Below are 15,044 nucleotides of genomic sequence, written 5' to 3'. Positions count from 1 at the left end.
TCGATCCTGCCACGGCACAGCGATGTTGACATCTTGGCGGCCTCACCCGCCGGCGGGCGGAGGCTCCAAATTCTGCAGCCGCACCTGACCCCGCGCCACCGGGCGACCGGCCTCGTCTGTGATCACAACCAACCACAGTTGTTGCCGATGACCGCGGTGCAGTGGTTCGGCGGTGCCGTACACCATCCCCGACCCGATGGCGCGCAGGAAGTCGGTGTTGTTGTTGACGCCGACCACCGCCCCGCCGCCATGGGCGTTGAGCCATGTGAACGCGGCCATGCTGGCCATGCTCTCCACCATCGAGCAGTACACACCGCCATGGACGAGGCCCATGGGCTGCAGCAGCTTGGGTTTGACCTCGAGTTGCGCTCGAGCGCGATCTGGACTGAGTTCGGTGAACTGTAGACCCAATTCGGTGTCGAACGGCGAGGTGAATATCGGCGGGTTGAACCCGGTGCCCGGGTCCTGGGGCGATGGCACGTTGTTGTGTCTACACCATGAGGGTTGTGTCGACACATGGCGGCCGGCGGCGGATCTGGGCGGCCGCCGGCGACGGAAACCGGATCGGCAACAAAAACGGGCGAGCCCCGTGCAACCAGGCACGGGGCTCGCCGATCGAGTAGACCGGGGGTCACTGCAGCCCTCAGGACTCCGGCACGGTCATTTGTTGCTCGACCGGCTCAAGCATAGGCAAGGCTGCCCTAAGATCGCAAGCATCGAAGAGCACCGTGTTGTTTACCCGTCGGCCTTGCCGATTCCGGGCATGAGCGGTGGCGACTGCCGCCCGACTCGAGGTGTGGTGTGCGCGTGCGTGGCAAACGTCACATTTGGTACGACGGTCGGTAGTAAGCCGGAGTAGTGTGGTTGGCAAAGATACAGAGCCGATGGAGCTGAACAAATTATGGCCAAGCTGACGCGGCTGGGGGATCTGGAACGCGCCGTGATGGATCACCTGTGGTCCATGACGGAACCTCAGACCGTTCGCCAGGTCCACGAAGCGTTGTCGGTGCGACGCGATCTGGCGTACACGACCGTGATGACCGTGCTGCAACGGTTGGCCAAGAAAAATCTGGTCTCTCAGATCCGTGACGATCGGGCCCACCGCTACGCACCTGTGCATGGTCGCGACGAACTGGTCGCCGGATTGATGGTCGATGCGCTGGCCCAGGCCGAGGATTCCGGTGACCGACAGGCCGCCTTGGTGCACTTCGTGGAGCGTGTCGGTGCCGACGAGGCGGACGCACTTCGGCGGGCCCTCGCCGAATTGGAAGCGAGCCACCGCATTCCGCCATCTACTGGCGCTGCGGCGGACGACTGAGGGAGACTGGCAGCGTGTCCGCGCTGGCCTTCACCATCCTCGCGGTGCTGTTGGCCGGTCCGACGCCGGCCTTACTGGCACGAGCGAAGTGGCCGATGCGCGCCCCGCGCGCCGCGATGGTGCTCTGGCAGGCGATCGCGCTAGCCGCCGTCCTGTCGGCCTTCAGCGCCGGTATTGCGATCGCCAGCCGGTTGGTCATGCCGGGGACCGATGGCCGGCCGACAGCGGGCATCGTGGACGCGGAAAGCCGGCTGGGCTGGGCGCTGTGGGCGGCATACCTCGCTGTCCTGATGCTCACGGTGCTGGTCGGGGTGCGGCTGATGGTCGCGGTGGTGCGGGTGGCCATCGCCACGCGTCGCCGGCGAGCCCACCACCGCATGGTGGTAGACCTGGTCGGAATCGGACACGACGTGGCGCACGGCCAGCCCGGCACCATGGCTCGCGATCTACGTGTCCTGGAGGTCGCGCAACCACTTGCTTACTGCCTGCCAGGAGTGCGCAGTCGCGTCGTGGTTAGCGAGGGAACACTGAACACGCTGACCGACAACGAAGTGGCGGCGATCCTCACCCACGAGCGTGCTCACCTACGCGCCCGCCACGACCTGGTATTGGAGGCGTTCACCGCCGTGCACGCGGCGTTTCCGCGGTTGGTCCGCAGCGCCAACGCCCTGCGCGGGGTGCAATTGCTCGTCGAACTGCTGGCCGACGACGCGGCCGTGCGCGCGGCCGGGCGCGCGCCGTTGGCCCGGGCTCTGGTCGCCTGCGCATCGGGTCGGGCGCCGGTGGGTGCGCTGGCCGCTGGGGGCCCCAGCACGGTGCTACGGGTGCGGCGCCTGTCGGGCCGTGGAAACAGCATGGCGGTATCGCTGTCCGCGTACCTGGCCGCGGCCGCGGTGCTGGTGGTGCCCACTATCGCCCTGGCCGTGCCGTGGCTGACGGAGCTGCAGCGGCTGTTCGGCCTCTGACGCCGGAGCACAACACCTTTGGCGCGTCGCCAGGCCACTGTGCCACAGTGTGTCGGACTAGCTTTGGCAGGAGTCTTCCCAACTGGAGGGTAGGTCCCACGGAAAGGCAGGACATGAGTTCGTCGGAATCGAGCACCGCCAGCGCGCAGATCGGTGTCACCGGCCTGGCCGTGATGGGTTCGAACATTGCCCGCAACTTCGCTCGGCACGGATATACCGTGGCGCTGCACAATCGATCCGTTGCCAAGACCGATGCGCTGCTGAAAGAGCACGGGCCGGAGGGAAAGTTCGTGCGCAGCGAAACAATCGCGGAGTTCCTCGCCGCGTTGCAGCGCCCGCGCCGGGTGCTGATCATGGTCAAGGCGGGCGACCCCACCGATGCGGTAATCAACGAGCTTGCCGACGCCATGGAACCGGGCGACATCATTATCGACGGCGGCAATGCGCTTTATACCGACACTATTCGCCGCGAGAAAGCGATGCGCGAGCGTGGCCTGCACTTTGTCGGCGCCGGCATCTCTGGCGGCGAAGAGGGCGCGCTGAACGGGCCGTCGATCATGCCCGGAGGGCCCGCTGAATCCTATAAATCGCTGGGGCCGCTGCTCGAGGAGATTTCCGCGCATGTCGACGGTGTGCCGTGTTGCATCCACATCGGCCCCGACGGATCCGGTCACTTCGTCAAGATGGTGCACAACGGCATCGAATACTCCGACATGCAGCTCATCGGCGAGGCCTATCAGCTGCTGCGTGACGGGCTGGGTTTGACCGCACCGCAGATCGCCGACGTGTTCACCGAGTGGAACACCGGCGAGTTGGATAGTTATCTGGTCGAAATCACCGCCGAGGTGTTGCGACAAACGGACGCCAAAACCGGAAAGCCGCTTGTCGACGTCATTCTCGACCAAGCCGAGCAAAAGGGCACCGGGCGCTGGACGGTGAAGTCCGCCCTGGACCTCGGCGTACCCGTCACCGGCATTGCCGAGGCGGTGTTCGCCCGCGCGCTGTCGGGATCGGTGGAGCAGCGTGCGGCCGCTCGCGGGCTGGCGTCCGGGCGGCTCGGCGATAAACCCGCCGACCCCGACACCTTCACCGAGAACGTGCGGCGGGCCTTGTACGCATCGAAGATCGTGGCCTACGCCCAGGGTTTCAACCAGATTCAGGCGGGTAGCGCCGAATTCGGGTGGGACATCACACCGGGCGACCTGGCCACCATTTGGCGCGGTGGCTGCATCATTCGGGCAAAGTTCCTCAACCGCATCAAGGAAGCGTTCGACGCGGAACCCAATCTGGCCAGCCTGCTGGTGGCGCCGTATTTCCGCAGCGCGGTTGAGTCCGCGATCGACAGTTGGCGACGCGTGGTGTCCACCGCGGCTCAGCTGGGTATACCCACCCCAGGCTTCTCGTCGGCCCTGTCGTACTACGACGGGTTACGCACCGAGCGACTGCCTGCCGCACTCACGCAGGCCCAGCGCGACTTCTTCGGCGCGCACACCTACGGGCGGATCGATGGGCCAGGCAAGTTCCACACCTTGTGGAGTGCAGACCGCAGCGAGGTGCCGGCCTAGCCGGGTTAGCAAAGGGCTTCAACAAAGGCGAGCCATGAGATTTCTAGACGGGCACCGGCCCGGGTACGACCTGACCTACAGCGATGTGTTCATCGTGCCGAATCGCTCCGAGGTCGCGTCGCGGTTCGACGTTGACCTGTCCACCGCCGACGGCTCCGGGACCACCATTCCGGTGGTCGTTGCCAACATGAGCGCGGTGGCTGGGCGCCGGATGGCCGAAACGGTGGCTCGCCGTGGCGGCATCGTGATGCTGCCGCAGGATCTGCCTATCCCCGCGGTGCAGCAGACCGTCGAGTTCGTCAAGAGCCGCCACCTGGTGCTCGACACCCCAGTGACGCTGTTGCCGGAGGATTCCGTGTCCGACGCAATGGCGCTCATCCATAAGCGCGCGCACGGGGTTGCGGTCGTGGTATTCGAGGGTCGCCCGATTGGTGTGGTCGGTGAGTCGTCTTGCGTGGGCGTGGACCGTTTCACCCGGGTGCGCGATATCGCGGCGTCGGACTTTGTGACCGCGCCGGTAGGCACCGACCCGCGCAAGATCTTCGACCTGCTTGAGCACGCCCCAATCGACGTTGCGGTGGTAACCAGCGCCGATGGGACGCTGGCCGGAGTGCTCAGCCGCACTGGCGCCATTCGCGCGGGCATCTACACGCCGGCCACCGACAGCGTCGGTCGGCTGCGCGTGGGTGCTGCGATCGGGATCAATGGCGACGTGGCGGCCAAGGCCCGCGCTCTGGTCGAGGTCGGCGTCGACGTGCTGGTCATCGATACCGCGCATGGGCACCAGGTCAAGACGCTGGACGCGATTGAGGCGGTTTCGTCCCTGGACTTGGGGGTCCCGCTGGCAGCAGGCAACGTGGTCTCGGCCGAGGGGACGCGTGACCTGCTCGGCGCCGGGGCGAGCATCGTCAAGGTCGGTGTTGGCCCCGGCGCCATGTGCACCACTCAAATGATGACCGGCGTCGGCCGTCCTCAGTTCTCCGCCGTGGTCGAATGTTCCTCTGCAGCTAAGGAACTCGGCGGGCACGTATGGGCCGACGGGGGGATCCGCCATCCGCGTGACGTGGCATTGGCGCTGGCAGCTGGAGCGTCGAACGTCATGATCGGATCGTGGTTCGCCGGCACCTACGAATCCCCCGGTGACCTGATGCGCGACCGTGAAGACCGGCCGTACAAGGAGAGCTACGGCATGGCGTCCAAGCGGGCGGTGGTCGCCCGTACCACCACCGACAGCGCATTCGACCGCGCGCGCAAGTCTCTATTCGAGGAAGGCATCTCGACCTCGCGGATGGGTCTTGACCCCGACCGGGGCGGTGTTGAGGACCTGATCGACCACATCACCTCGGGTGTGCGCAGCACCTGCACCTACGTCGGTGCCGCGAACCTCGCCGAGCTGCATGAGCGGGCCGTGATCGGTGTGCAGTCAGCGGCGGGCTTCGCCGAGGGCCATCCCCTGCCCGCCGGCTGGTGAGAACCACCACAGGCGCAGGACTATTCGTGGGGGGCAGTTTCGCTACCATATTGACTTCAATCCCGCAGCGCCGGGCTGTGCGATCGAGCGAAAGGGATGACGTGCCGCAGGCACCCGGCGGGGCCGTTGACTTCCGGGGCGGACGGTCCCCCGCAGTCGCGTCGGGCGCTCCGGCCTCACGACAGCCGAGGCGCCCATGATTGTGTCCGGCACCGCCGCGAGCGTGCTGGCCATCTTGGCGCTCACCCTGGGCACCGCGGTTTTCGTGGGAGCCGAATTCTCGCTGACCGCCCTCGATCGCAGCACCGTCGAAGCCAATGCCCGAAGTGGCGACAGCAGGGACCGTTTCATTCGACGCGCGCAGCGCAGGCTGTCGTTTCAATTGTCGGGAGCTCAGCTGGGGATCTCGATCACGACGTTGGTGACCGGCTACCTCACCGAACCGCTCGTTGATGCGTTGCCCCATCCGGCGCTGACCGCGATCGGAATATCGGATCGGATGTCGGACGCGATTACGGTCTTTCTGGCGTTGGTTGTCGTGACGTCGCTGTCGATGGTGTTTGGCGAACTGGTCCCGAAGTACCTCGCCGTGGCGCGCCCGCTGCAGACCGCCCGCGCAGTAGTGCTGCCCCAGTGGCTGTTTTCGGTGCTCCTCACCCCAGCTATCCGAGCCACCAACGGGGCCGCGAACTGGATCATGCGTCAACTCGGCATCGAGCCGGCCGAGGAGCTGCGGTCGGCCCGTACCCCACAGGAGCTGGTGTCGCTGGTGCGTGCTTCGGCGCGCCGTGGTTCCCTCGATGACGCCACCGCGTCACTGATGCGCCGGTCGTTGCAGTTCGGCACCCTGACGGCCGAGGAGCTGATGACCCCACGATCGAAAATTGTGGCGCTGCAAACCGACGACACCATCGCCGACCTCGTCGCGGCGGTCGCCGCATCCGGATTCTCCCGGTTTCCGGTCGTCCGCGGTGATCTCGACGAGACCGTCGGCATCGTGCACGTCAAGCAGGCGTTCCACGTTCCGCAGGCGGACCGGGCCCGCACCTTGCTGACTACGGTCGCCAAACCGGTCGCCGTGGTGCCGTCGACGCTGGACGGAGACGCGGTGATGGCCGAGATCCGTGCCAGTGATCTGCAGACCGCGATGGTCGTCGATGAGTATGGCGGCACAGCAGGGATAGTCACCCTCGAGGATCTGATCGAGGAAATCGTCGGCGACGTCCGCGATGAACACGACGATGCGACCCCCGACGTGGTCGCGGCTGGTACCGGATGGCGGGTGTCGGGTCTGCTCCGCATCGACGAGGTTGCGTCGGCAATCGGCTATCGAGCTCCCGAAGGGCCATACGAGACGATCGGCGGTCTGGTATTGCGCGAACTCGGACATATCCCGCAGGCAGGCGAAATGGTCGATCTTCCCGCGTTGGACGAAGATCGGTTGCCGGCGGAGTCCGCGCACTGGCGGGCCGCCGTGGTGCGCATGGACGGCCGTCGGATCGACCTACTCGAGCTGACTGACCTGAGCGATCGCCCGGATGGCCAGGAAGAATCCGGTACCGGACGGGACCGCTGATGAATCCGCTGCTGGCTTTGCTGCTGGCCTTGCTGTTGATCCTCGCCAACGCCTTTTTCGTCGGAGCCGAGTTCGCATTGATCTCCGCCCGTCGTGACCGGCTCGAAGCATTGGCCGAGCAGGGCAGGGCGAGCGCGGTCACGGTGATCCGGGCCGGCGAACAGCTGCCGTCGATGTTGGCCGGCGCCCAACTGGGCGTCACGGTCGCCTCGATCTTGCTCGGCCGCATTGCCGAGCCGGCCGGCGCCCAAGTGCTGCAGGGATTGTTCGGCCTGACCGGCATCGATCCACGGCTGCTGCACACGCTGTCGTTTGTCGTTGCGCTGGCCATTGTGGTGACTCTGCATGTGCTGCTGGGCGAGATGGTGCCCAAGAACATCGCCCTGGCCGGTCCGGAGCGGACTGCGATGTTGTTGGTGCCGGCGTACCTGCCCTATGTGCGCGCCGCGCGTCCGGTGATCGTGCTGTACAACAAGTGCGCCAACACCATCCTGCGGATGCTCGGGGTAGAGCCCAAGGACGAACTCGATATCACCGTTTCCACGGTCGAGCTGTCCGAGATGATCGCCGAATCGGTATCCGAAGGCCTGCTGGATTCCGAGGAGCACACTCGGCTGACTCGCGCACTGCGGATTCGTACCCGAGTCATCGCCGACGTCGCGGTGTCGTTGTCCGACATCCAGGCCGTGCCGGTTGCCGCAGCGGGCTCGGGTCCCACGATCGTAGCCATCGAGGAGGCATTGGCGCAGACCGGTTATTCGCGGTTTCCGGTGCAGGAGCCAGACGGCAAGCTCATTGGCTATCTGCATATCAAAGACGTGCTGGCGTTGGGCGACAATCCGCAGGCCGTCATCGATCTGGCGGTGGTTCGGCCGCTGCCGCGGCTGCCGAAATCGCTGCCGCTGCCCGATGCCTTGTCGCGTATGCGCCGCAGCAACAGCCACCTGGCGTTGGTGACCGGCGACGACGGCGCCGTCGTGGGGATGGTGGCACTGGAGGATTTGGTGGAAGACCTGGTCGGCACTATGCGGGAAGGGCAGGACAGCTGACGCCCGGGCCGAGTACCCGCCAATCTCCGGGGGCGTCAAATGGTCGCTGCCCGCCGCTGTTGGCGGTGGTGTCGGTGGTGAGGCCGGGGTCGTTGGGGACCGCTGGGCTCGCGGGCCTGGCAACTCCGGTGAGCCGGTGGCGCGCCTGCGCGCGCCGATCGGGTGGGGCGGCTTCGACGGAGCTAACTCACGCCGCGGTCACCCGGCCGGTCGGCTTAGCCCGTATGATCTCAGCGGCTGCGGCAACACATCGGTACCAGCTGAGTTGCCAGAGTGCGACCGCCTAGCGCCGGGCGCCACCGCGCGTGGCCCAGCTAAGCCATTGTGACCTGCAGCTGTGTGTCGCCGAATGCGGTTATCGAGCTGTCGGCCGGTAGTCTGAGCTAATTGCCAGTGAGGGAGGAAATAAATGACGGATCGTGTGTCGGCGGGCAACTTGCGCATCGCTCGGGTGCTCTACGACTTCGTGAACAACGAGGCGCTACCCGGCACCGACATCGACCCGGACAGCTTCTGGGCAGGCGTGGACAAGGTGGTCACCGACCTCACCCCGCAGAATCAGGATCTGCTGAAAGTCCGCGACGACCTGCAGGCCCAGATCGACAAGTGGCATCGGCATCGTGTGATCGAGCCGCTGGATGCGGAGGCTTACCGGCAATTCCTCGCCGAAATCGGGTACCTGCTGCCCGAGCCCGATGATTTCACCATCGGCACGTCCGGGGTCGACGATGAAATCACCACCACCGCCGGCCCGCAACTGGTGGTGCCGATCCTCAATGCGCGGTTCGCCCTGAATGCGGCCAACGCCCGCTGGGGCTCCCTCTATGACGCGCTGTACGGCACCGACGTCATCCCGGAAAGTGACGGCGCCGAGAGAAGCGGTGGCTACAACAAGGTGCGCGGCGACAAGGTGATCGCCTATGCACGGAGATTCCTCGACGGCAGTGTGCCGTTGGCGGACGGTTCCTACACCGATGTCACCGGTTTCGCGGTGCAGGACGGCCAGCTGGTGGTGTCGCTGGCGGACTCGTCCACCGCCCTGGCCGATCCGGGCCAGTTCGCGGGCTATACGGGCACGGCGGAACGCCCGAACTCGGTGCTGTTGGCCAACCACGGGCTGCACATCGAGATCCTGATCGACCCCGAATCGCAGATCGGCGCCACCGACCGCGCCGGTATCAAGGACGTGATCCTCGAGTCCGCGATCACCACGATCATGGACTTCGAGGACTCGGTGGCCGCGGTCGACGCTGACGACAAGGTGCTCGGCTACCGAAACTGGCTTGGCCTGAACCGGGGCGACCTGACCGAGGAGGTCACCAAGGACGACAAGACTTTCACTCGGGTGCTCAATGCCGACCGCACCTACACGGCCCCGCATGGTGGTGAGCTGACGCTGCCCGGACGCAGCCTGTTGTTCGTCCGCAACGTGGGCCATCTGATGACCAACGACGCGATCGTTTTCGACGCTGACGGCTCCGACGGCCCCGCGGTGTTCGAGGGCATCATGGATGCGTTGTTCACCGGTCTGATCGCGATCCATGGCCTCAGGACGGGCGAAGGCAACGGGCCACTGACCAACAGCCGCACCGGATCCATCTACATCGTGAAACCCAAGATGCACGGGCCGACCGAGGTGGCCTTCACCTGCGAACTGTTTAGCCGTGTCGAAGACGTGCTCGGGTTGCCGCAGGGCACCATGAAGGTCGGCATCATGGACGAAGAGCGACGTACGACGCTGAATTTGAAGGCGTGCATCAAGGCCGCCGCCGACCGGGTGGTGTTCATCAACACCGGGTTCCTGGACCGCACCGGAGACGAGATCCACACCTCGATGGAGGCCGGTCCGATGATCCGCAAGGGTGCGATGAAGAACACCACCTGGATCAAGGCCTACGAGGACGCCAACGTGGACACCGGGCTTGCCGCCGGCTTCACCGGCAAGGCGCAGATCGGCAAGGGCATGTGGGCGATGACCGAACTGATGGCCGACATGGTTGAGCAGAAGATCGCCCAGCCCAAGGCGGGCGCCACCACCGCATGGGTCCCGTCGCCGACGGCCGCCACTCTGCACGCCATGCACTACCACCAGGTGGACGTGTTCGCGGTGCAAGAAGAGCTGCGGGGCAAGACCCGCACGACCATCGACGAGTTGCTGACCATCCCCCTGGCCAAGGAACTGGCCTGGGCTCCCGAGGAGATCCGCGAGGAAGTCGACAACAACTGCCAGTCCATCCTGGGCTATGTGGTGCGCTGGATCGACCAGGGCGTCGGCTGTTCCAAGGTGCCCGACATACACAATGTGGCGCTCATGGAGGACCGCGCCACCCTGCGGATTTCCAGCCAGCTGCTGGCCAACTGGCTGCGCCACGGCGTGATCACCAGTGAGGACGTGCGCGCCAGCCTGGAGCGGATGGCGCCGTTGGTGGACAAGCAAAACGTCGGAGACCCGGCATACCAGCCGATGGCACCCAACTTCGATGACAGCATCGCTTTCCTGGCCGCGCAGGAGCTGATCTTGTCCGGCACGCAGCAGCCCAACGGCTACACCGAGCCGATTCTGCATCGTCGTCGTCGCGAAGCAAAGGCGCGTTTAGGTGGCTGATCCCCGATTGCCGTGGGGTGATATCCGATGGAGAGGACGCAGACACCGGAATGGGTAGGCACAGCAAGCCCGACCCCGAGGATTCCGCGGATGAACCGTCTGACGAAAATGCTGCGGAGCACCAGTTCTGGGGCGACGAAGTAGCCGACCGCCCCGGTGGTCGGCATCCCGAAGGCGATCAAGCGGAGCAGTCGACCGCGCCGCCGGTCGGCGAGCACCAGAGCGACTACGGCTACCCATGGCCGGACCAGCAAAGCGATTTCCCGCCGCGCGCTGATGATCGGGCCGCAACGGACGAGTTCGCCGGGGAAGGCCATTACTGGACCGAAAGCCAAGACGCCGACGACGATCCCTACCCGGCCGTCGAGGACTACTCGGTACCCGAGGCAGACGAATACCCCGATTTCGGTTCCCATCTCCGCGGCCCAGAGCCGACGGCGTCCGGCTCGCCGGGGACTCCCCCGCCGCCGTTCAGTGTCGGCGGCCAACGGGGGCTTCGCGATTGGCGGGGCGGCCACCGTAGCGCCGGAGGACGGCGTGGCGTCAGCGTCGGCGTGATCGTGGCACTGATCACGGTCGTGGTGGTGGTTGGCGGCGTGATCGTGTGGCGTTTCTTCGGCGACGTGCTGTCCAACCGATCGCAAACCGCGGCGGCGCGTTGCGTAGGCGGCAAGGATACCGTCGCCGTCCTTGCCGACCCGTCAATCGCGGACCGAGTCAACAAATTCGCCGAGAGCTACAACGCATCGGCCGGTCCGATTGGCGACCGGTGTGTGGCCGTGACTGTTAGGGCTGCCGATGCCGACGCCGTGCTCAATGGCTTTATCGGCAAGTGGCCGTCGCAGCTGGGTGGCCGGCCAGGTTTGTGGATCCCGGGTAGTTCCGTGTCGGCGGCGCGGCTGGCCCAAGCGACCGGAAAACAATCCATCAGCGATAGCCGGTCATTGGTGACCTCACCGGTGGTGCTCGCCGTCCGGCCCGAACTCGCTCCGGCGCTGGCCAAGCAGACCTGGGCGGCGCTTCCCGGCTTGCAAACCGATCCCAACTCGATGGGCGCCCTGAACCTGCCAACGTGGGGGTCGCTGCGTCTAGCCCTGCCCATCGGCGGCAACGGTGACGCCGCGTTTTTGGCTGGCGAAGCCATTGCCGCGGCGTCGGCGCCCGCGGGAGCAGCACCAACCGCAGGAATCAGCGCGGTGCGCACGCTGGTGGCCGCACAGCCCAAGCTGGCCAACCCATCGCCGACCGAAGCGATGAATGCCCTGCTCAAGGCCAGCGATGTCGCGGCCGCTCCGGTCCATGCCGTAGTCACCACCGAACAGCAAGTGTTTCAGCGTGCCCAATCGCTGCCGGATGCCAAGAAATCACTGAGCTCGTGGCTGCCGCCCGGGCCGGTGGCCGTCGCCGATTATCCAACGGTGTTGCTCAGCGGTTCGTGGCTATCGCAGGAACAGACCACGGCGGCCAGCGCCTTCGCCCGCTACATGCACAAGCCCGAACAGTTGGCAGTGCTGGCCGAGGCGGGCTTTCGGGTTAGCGACGTCAAACCCCCAGACAGTCCCGTCATCGGCTTCCCGACGTTGCCTGCCGCATTGTCGATCGGTGACGATGCGATCCGGGCCACGCTCGCCGACGCCATGGCCACACCGTCGCTCGGAGTGGCCGCGACGATCATGCTCGACCAGTCGTTGCCCACCGACGACGATGGCAAGACTCGGCTGGCCAACGTCGTTGCCGCGCTGCAAAACCGGATAAAGTCGCTTCCGCCCAACGCCGCCGTCGGCCTGTGGACATTCGACGGGCACGAGGGCCGCAGCGAGGTGTCGACCGGACCGCTGGCCGACCCCGTCAACGGGCAGCCCCGTTCGGCGGCCCTGCTGGCCGCACTCGATAAGCAGTATTCGTCGAATGGCGGTGCGGTGTCGTTCACCACACTGCGCATGATCTATCAGGATATGCAAGCCAACTTCCGTGCCGGCCAAGCAAATTCGATTCTGGTGATTACCGCGGGGCCGCACACCGACCAAACCTTGGACGGGCCGGGCCTGCAGGAATTCATCCGCACCAGCACGGACCCTGCCAAGCCCATCGCGGTCAACGTCATCGATTTCGGCGCCGACCCAGACCGGGCCACTTGGGAAGCGGTCGCGCAACTCAGCGGCGGTAGCTACCAGAACCTGTCGACGTCGGCGACCCCCGAGCTCGCGACCGCCGTCGACATCTTCTTGAGCTGAGCCCTCCGGGCGCCGTTGGCCGGCTAGCGCACGAGCAGTGCGAGCGCCGCGTCGGCAACTGCATTGGGGTCCTCCACGTGGAGGAATCACTGCCCAAGAGTCGAAGGAACTGGACGGATAGCCGTGCAGCAGCAGGATAGTCGGCACTCGCCCCGATCCGGACCGCACGAACACCTTTTGCGTTGACTTGCCCGTCGAGAGATGCGGCCAGCGGCCACCGCTACGCCAATCTCGCACACTCGGTGATGTCACACTTCGGACATACCATCGTGAACACCGTCGAAGGAGGGTAACGCCGGTATGAGCCCCTACATCAACCCCGAGTTCAAGCCGAATCCGCACCTGTACCCGTTTGAATCACGCTGGTTCGACAGTTCGCGGGGCCGCATGCACTACATCGATGAGGGGGCCGGTCCGCCGATCCTACTGTGCCACGGCAACCCCACCTGGAGCTTCTTGTACCGCAACATCGTGTTGGCGCTGCGTGACCACTTCCGCTGCATCGCACCGGATTATCTAGGTTTCGGGTTGTCGGAACGCCCAGTCGGATTCGGATACACCATCGAGGAGCACGTCGGGGTGGTCGGTGAGTTCGTCGATCACCTCGGCCTAGATGGTTACCTAACCATGGGTCAGGACTGGGGTGGGCCGATCAGCATGGCGGTCGCGGTGCAACGCACCGAACGGGTGCGCGGCATCGTGTTGGGCAACACCTGGTTCTGGCCCGCGGACGCGCTGGTGATGAAGGCATTCAGCAAGGTGATGGCCAGCCCGCCCCTGCAGTACGCAATACTTCAGCGAAATTTTTTCGTCCAGAGATTGATCCCGGCAGGCACGGCGCACCGGCCCAGTGGCGTGGTGATGCGGCACTACTCCGCCGTGCAGCCCACGCCGGCGGCCAGGGCGGGGGTAGCCGTGATGCCCAAGCAGATCTTGGCTGCCCGTCCCCTGCTGGCACGACTCGCCGGTGAGGTGCCGGCCAAGCTGGGAGCCAAGCCGGCCCTGTTGGTGTGGGGAATGAAGGACTTCGCCTTCCGGCCCGGCCAGATGATTCCCCGCATGCGTACGACGTTTCCCGATCACGTCCTGGTCGAGTTGCCCACGGCGAAGCACTTCATCCAGGAGGACGAACCCGAGGAGATCGCCGCGGCGATCATGCGGCGGTTCGGCTGAGCCTGTGACCACGCCGCGATGGGTGCTCCATGTTGACCTCGACCAGTTCCTGGCATCGGTTGAACTCCGCCGCCGTCCCGAACTGGCGGGTTCGCCGGTGATCGTTGGGGGTAGCGGTGATCCCAGCGAGCCGCGCAAGGTGGTGACGTGTGCCTCATATGAGGCCCGGGAGTTCGGTGTTCGTGCCGGTATGCCCTTGCGGACGGCGGCCCGCCGGTGCCCGGACGCCGTCTTCTTGCCGTCCGACCCCGGCGCCTACGAGGAGGCGTCCGAACAGGTGATGGCCTTGCTGCGCGACCTGGGACATCCGGTCGAGGTGTGGGGCTGGGATGAGGCCTATATCGGGCTGACTGACCAACCCGATGCCCCCCTTGATCCCACTGCCGTAGCCGAACACATCCGCACCGTCATCTTCACCGAAGCCGGGCTGTCCTGCTCGGTCGGCGTCAGCGACAACAAACAACGGGCCAAGCTAGCCACCGGACTGGCCAAGCCGGCCGGAATATTTCAGCTCACCGACGCAAACTGGATGTCGGTGATGGCCGATCGGCCGGTTGACGCGCTCTGGAGTGTTGGGCCGAAGACCGCGAAAAGACTTGCGAACATCGGAATTTGCACGGTTCGTCAACTGGCGCAGGCCGACGTCGAGCAGCTGACATCGACATTCGGCCCGCGCACCGGATTGTGGCTGCTGTTGCTGGCTCGCGGTGGTGGAGACACCGATATCAGCGCCGAGCCCTGGGTGCCGCGCTCCCGCAGCCACGTCATCACGTTTCCGCGCGATCTCACCGATCGTGCCGAAATGGAATTGGCGGTAGCACAATTAGCGCGGCGCACGTTGGCTGACGTGGTGGCTTCGGCGCGGATTGTCAGCCGAGTGGCGGTCACCGTGCGGACCTCGACGTTCTACACGCGCACCAAGATCCGCAAGCTGGATACACCCACCACCGACTCCGATGTGATCACCACTGCGGCACTGCACGTGCTGAGTCTGTTTGAGCTGGACCGGCCGGTCCGATTACTGGGCGTTCGCCTAGAGTTGACCGAGGTCACATAGCAGTTGTTCCCGCCCAGTCGGGTCCGGTGCC

The 15,044-nt window shown here is 65.6% G+C and carries 11 protein-coding genes and 1 pseudogene; 10 read left to right on the top strand and 2 right to left on the bottom strand.

The features are described from left to right. Positions 1-42 precede the first annotated feature (42 nt). Entirely contained in the window at positions 43-480 is a 438-nt protein-coding gene (locus MB901379_RS12130) for a PaaI family thioesterase (RefSeq protein ID WP_158016923.1), read from the bottom strand. A gap of 421 nt (positions 481-901) precedes the next feature. Between MB901379_RS12130 and MB901379_RS12125 the strand changes: the two genes are divergently transcribed. From MB901379_RS12125 to MB901379_RS12090, 8 genes are all read left to right on the top strand, one after another. Then, positions 902-1,318, top strand: a complete 417-nt coding sequence (locus MB901379_RS12125; RefSeq protein ID WP_158016922.1) for a BlaI/MecI/CopY family transcriptional regulator — start codon at positions 902-904, stop codon at positions 1,316-1,318. Positions 1,319-1,332: 14 nt separating this feature from the next. Beyond that, entirely contained in the window at positions 1,333-2,283 is a 951-nt protein-coding gene (locus MB901379_RS12120; RefSeq protein WP_158016921.1) for a M56 family metallopeptidase, read from the top strand. Positions 2,284-2,396: 113 nt separating this feature from the next. After that, the gene (gene gndA, locus MB901379_RS12115; RefSeq protein ID WP_158016920.1) at positions 2,397-3,848 is read left to right on the top strand and encodes an NADP-dependent phosphogluconate dehydrogenase; all 1,452 of its coding nucleotides are present in this window, start codon (positions 2,397-2,399) and stop codon (positions 3,846-3,848) included. 34 nt (positions 3,849-3,882) lie between these two features. Continuing rightward, positions 3,883-5,319, top strand: a complete 1,437-nt coding sequence (locus MB901379_RS12110; protein ID WP_158016919.1) for a GuaB1 family IMP dehydrogenase-related protein — start codon at positions 3,883-3,885, stop codon at positions 5,317-5,319. A gap of 196 nt (positions 5,320-5,515) precedes the next feature. Next, positions 5,516-6,895 carry a hemolysin family protein gene (locus MB901379_RS12105; protein WP_158016918.1) on the top strand — a complete coding sequence of 460 codons (1,380 nt, stop codon included), beginning with the start codon at positions 5,516-5,518 and terminating at the stop codon, positions 6,893-6,895. Next, on the top strand, positions 6,895-7,944 hold the full coding sequence (locus tag MB901379_RS12100) for a hemolysin family protein (RefSeq protein WP_158016917.1): 1,050 nt from the start codon (positions 6,895-6,897) through the stop codon (positions 7,942-7,944). The genes MB901379_RS12105 and MB901379_RS12100 overlap by 1 nt, the downstream gene beginning before the upstream one ends. A 409-nt stretch (positions 7,945-8,353) precedes the next feature. Then, complete coding sequence (locus MB901379_RS12095; protein ID WP_158016916.1) at positions 8,354-10,549, top strand: malate synthase G; 2,196 nt, start codon at positions 8,354-8,356, stop codon at positions 10,547-10,549. A 50-nt stretch (positions 10,550-10,599) separates the two neighbouring features. Then, positions 10,600-12,783: a substrate-binding domain-containing protein gene (locus MB901379_RS12090; protein WP_158016915.1), complete on the top strand. Its 2,184-nt coding sequence runs from the start codon at positions 10,600-10,602 to the stop codon at positions 12,781-12,783. Positions 12,784-12,864: 81 nt separating this feature from the next. On the opposite strand, the pseudogene MB901379_RS23990 reads toward MB901379_RS12090, so the two are convergent. Next, positions 12,865-13,035: pseudogene (locus MB901379_RS23990) on the bottom strand (alpha/beta hydrolase); the annotation flags it as partial. A 48-nt stretch (positions 13,036-13,083) separates the two neighbouring features. Between MB901379_RS23990 and MB901379_RS12085 the strand changes: the two are divergent. Together MB901379_RS12085 and MB901379_RS12080 are read left to right on the top strand one after the other, a co-directional pair. Beyond that, positions 13,084-13,956, top strand: a complete 873-nt coding sequence (locus tag MB901379_RS12085; RefSeq protein WP_408632291.1) for a haloalkane dehalogenase — start codon at positions 13,084-13,086, stop codon at positions 13,954-13,956. A gap of 4 nt (positions 13,957-13,960) precedes the next feature. Further along, positions 13,961-15,013 (top strand): DNA polymerase IV, encoded by a 1,053-nt coding sequence (locus MB901379_RS12080; protein WP_158016914.1) that lies wholly within the window; start codon positions 13,961-13,963, stop codon positions 15,011-15,013. Positions 15,014-15,044: the final 31 nt, after the last annotated feature.

Source organism: Mycobacterium basiliense, assembly GCF_900292015.1.
Lineage (GTDB): Bacteria > Actinomycetota > Actinomycetes > Mycobacteriales > Mycobacteriaceae > Mycobacterium > Mycobacterium basiliense.
Note: the sequence above shows the minus strand (reverse complement) of the source record. Positions and strands in the feature narration are given on the sequence as shown.

Coding starts and splice junctions, on each gene's coding strand:
- MB901379_RS12105 (WP_158016918.1), top strand. CDS start 5,516: ATGATTGTGTCCGGCACCGCCGCGAGCGTGCTGGCCATCTTGGCGCTC.
- MB901379_RS12095 (WP_158016916.1), top strand. CDS start 8,354: ATGACGGATCGTGTGTCGGCGGGCAACTTGCGCATCGCTCGGGTGCTC.
- gndA (WP_158016920.1), top strand. CDS start 2,397: ATGAGTTCGTCGGAATCGAGCACCGCCAGCGCGCAGATCGGTGTCACC.
- MB901379_RS12100 (WP_158016917.1), top strand. CDS start 6,895: ATGAATCCGCTGCTGGCTTTGCTGCTGGCCTTGCTGTTGATCCTCGCC.
- MB901379_RS12090 (WP_158016915.1), top strand. CDS start 10,600: ATGGGTAGGCACAGCAAGCCCGACCCCGAGGATTCCGCGGATGAACCG.
- MB901379_RS12125 (WP_158016922.1), top strand. CDS start 902: ATGGCCAAGCTGACGCGGCTGGGGGATCTGGAACGCGCCGTGATGGAT.
- MB901379_RS12085 (WP_408632291.1), top strand. CDS start 13,084: ATGAGCCCCTACATCAACCCCGAGTTCAAGCCGAATCCGCACCTGTAC.
- MB901379_RS12110 (WP_158016919.1), top strand. CDS start 3,883: ATGAGATTTCTAGACGGGCACCGGCCCGGGTACGACCTGACCTACAGC.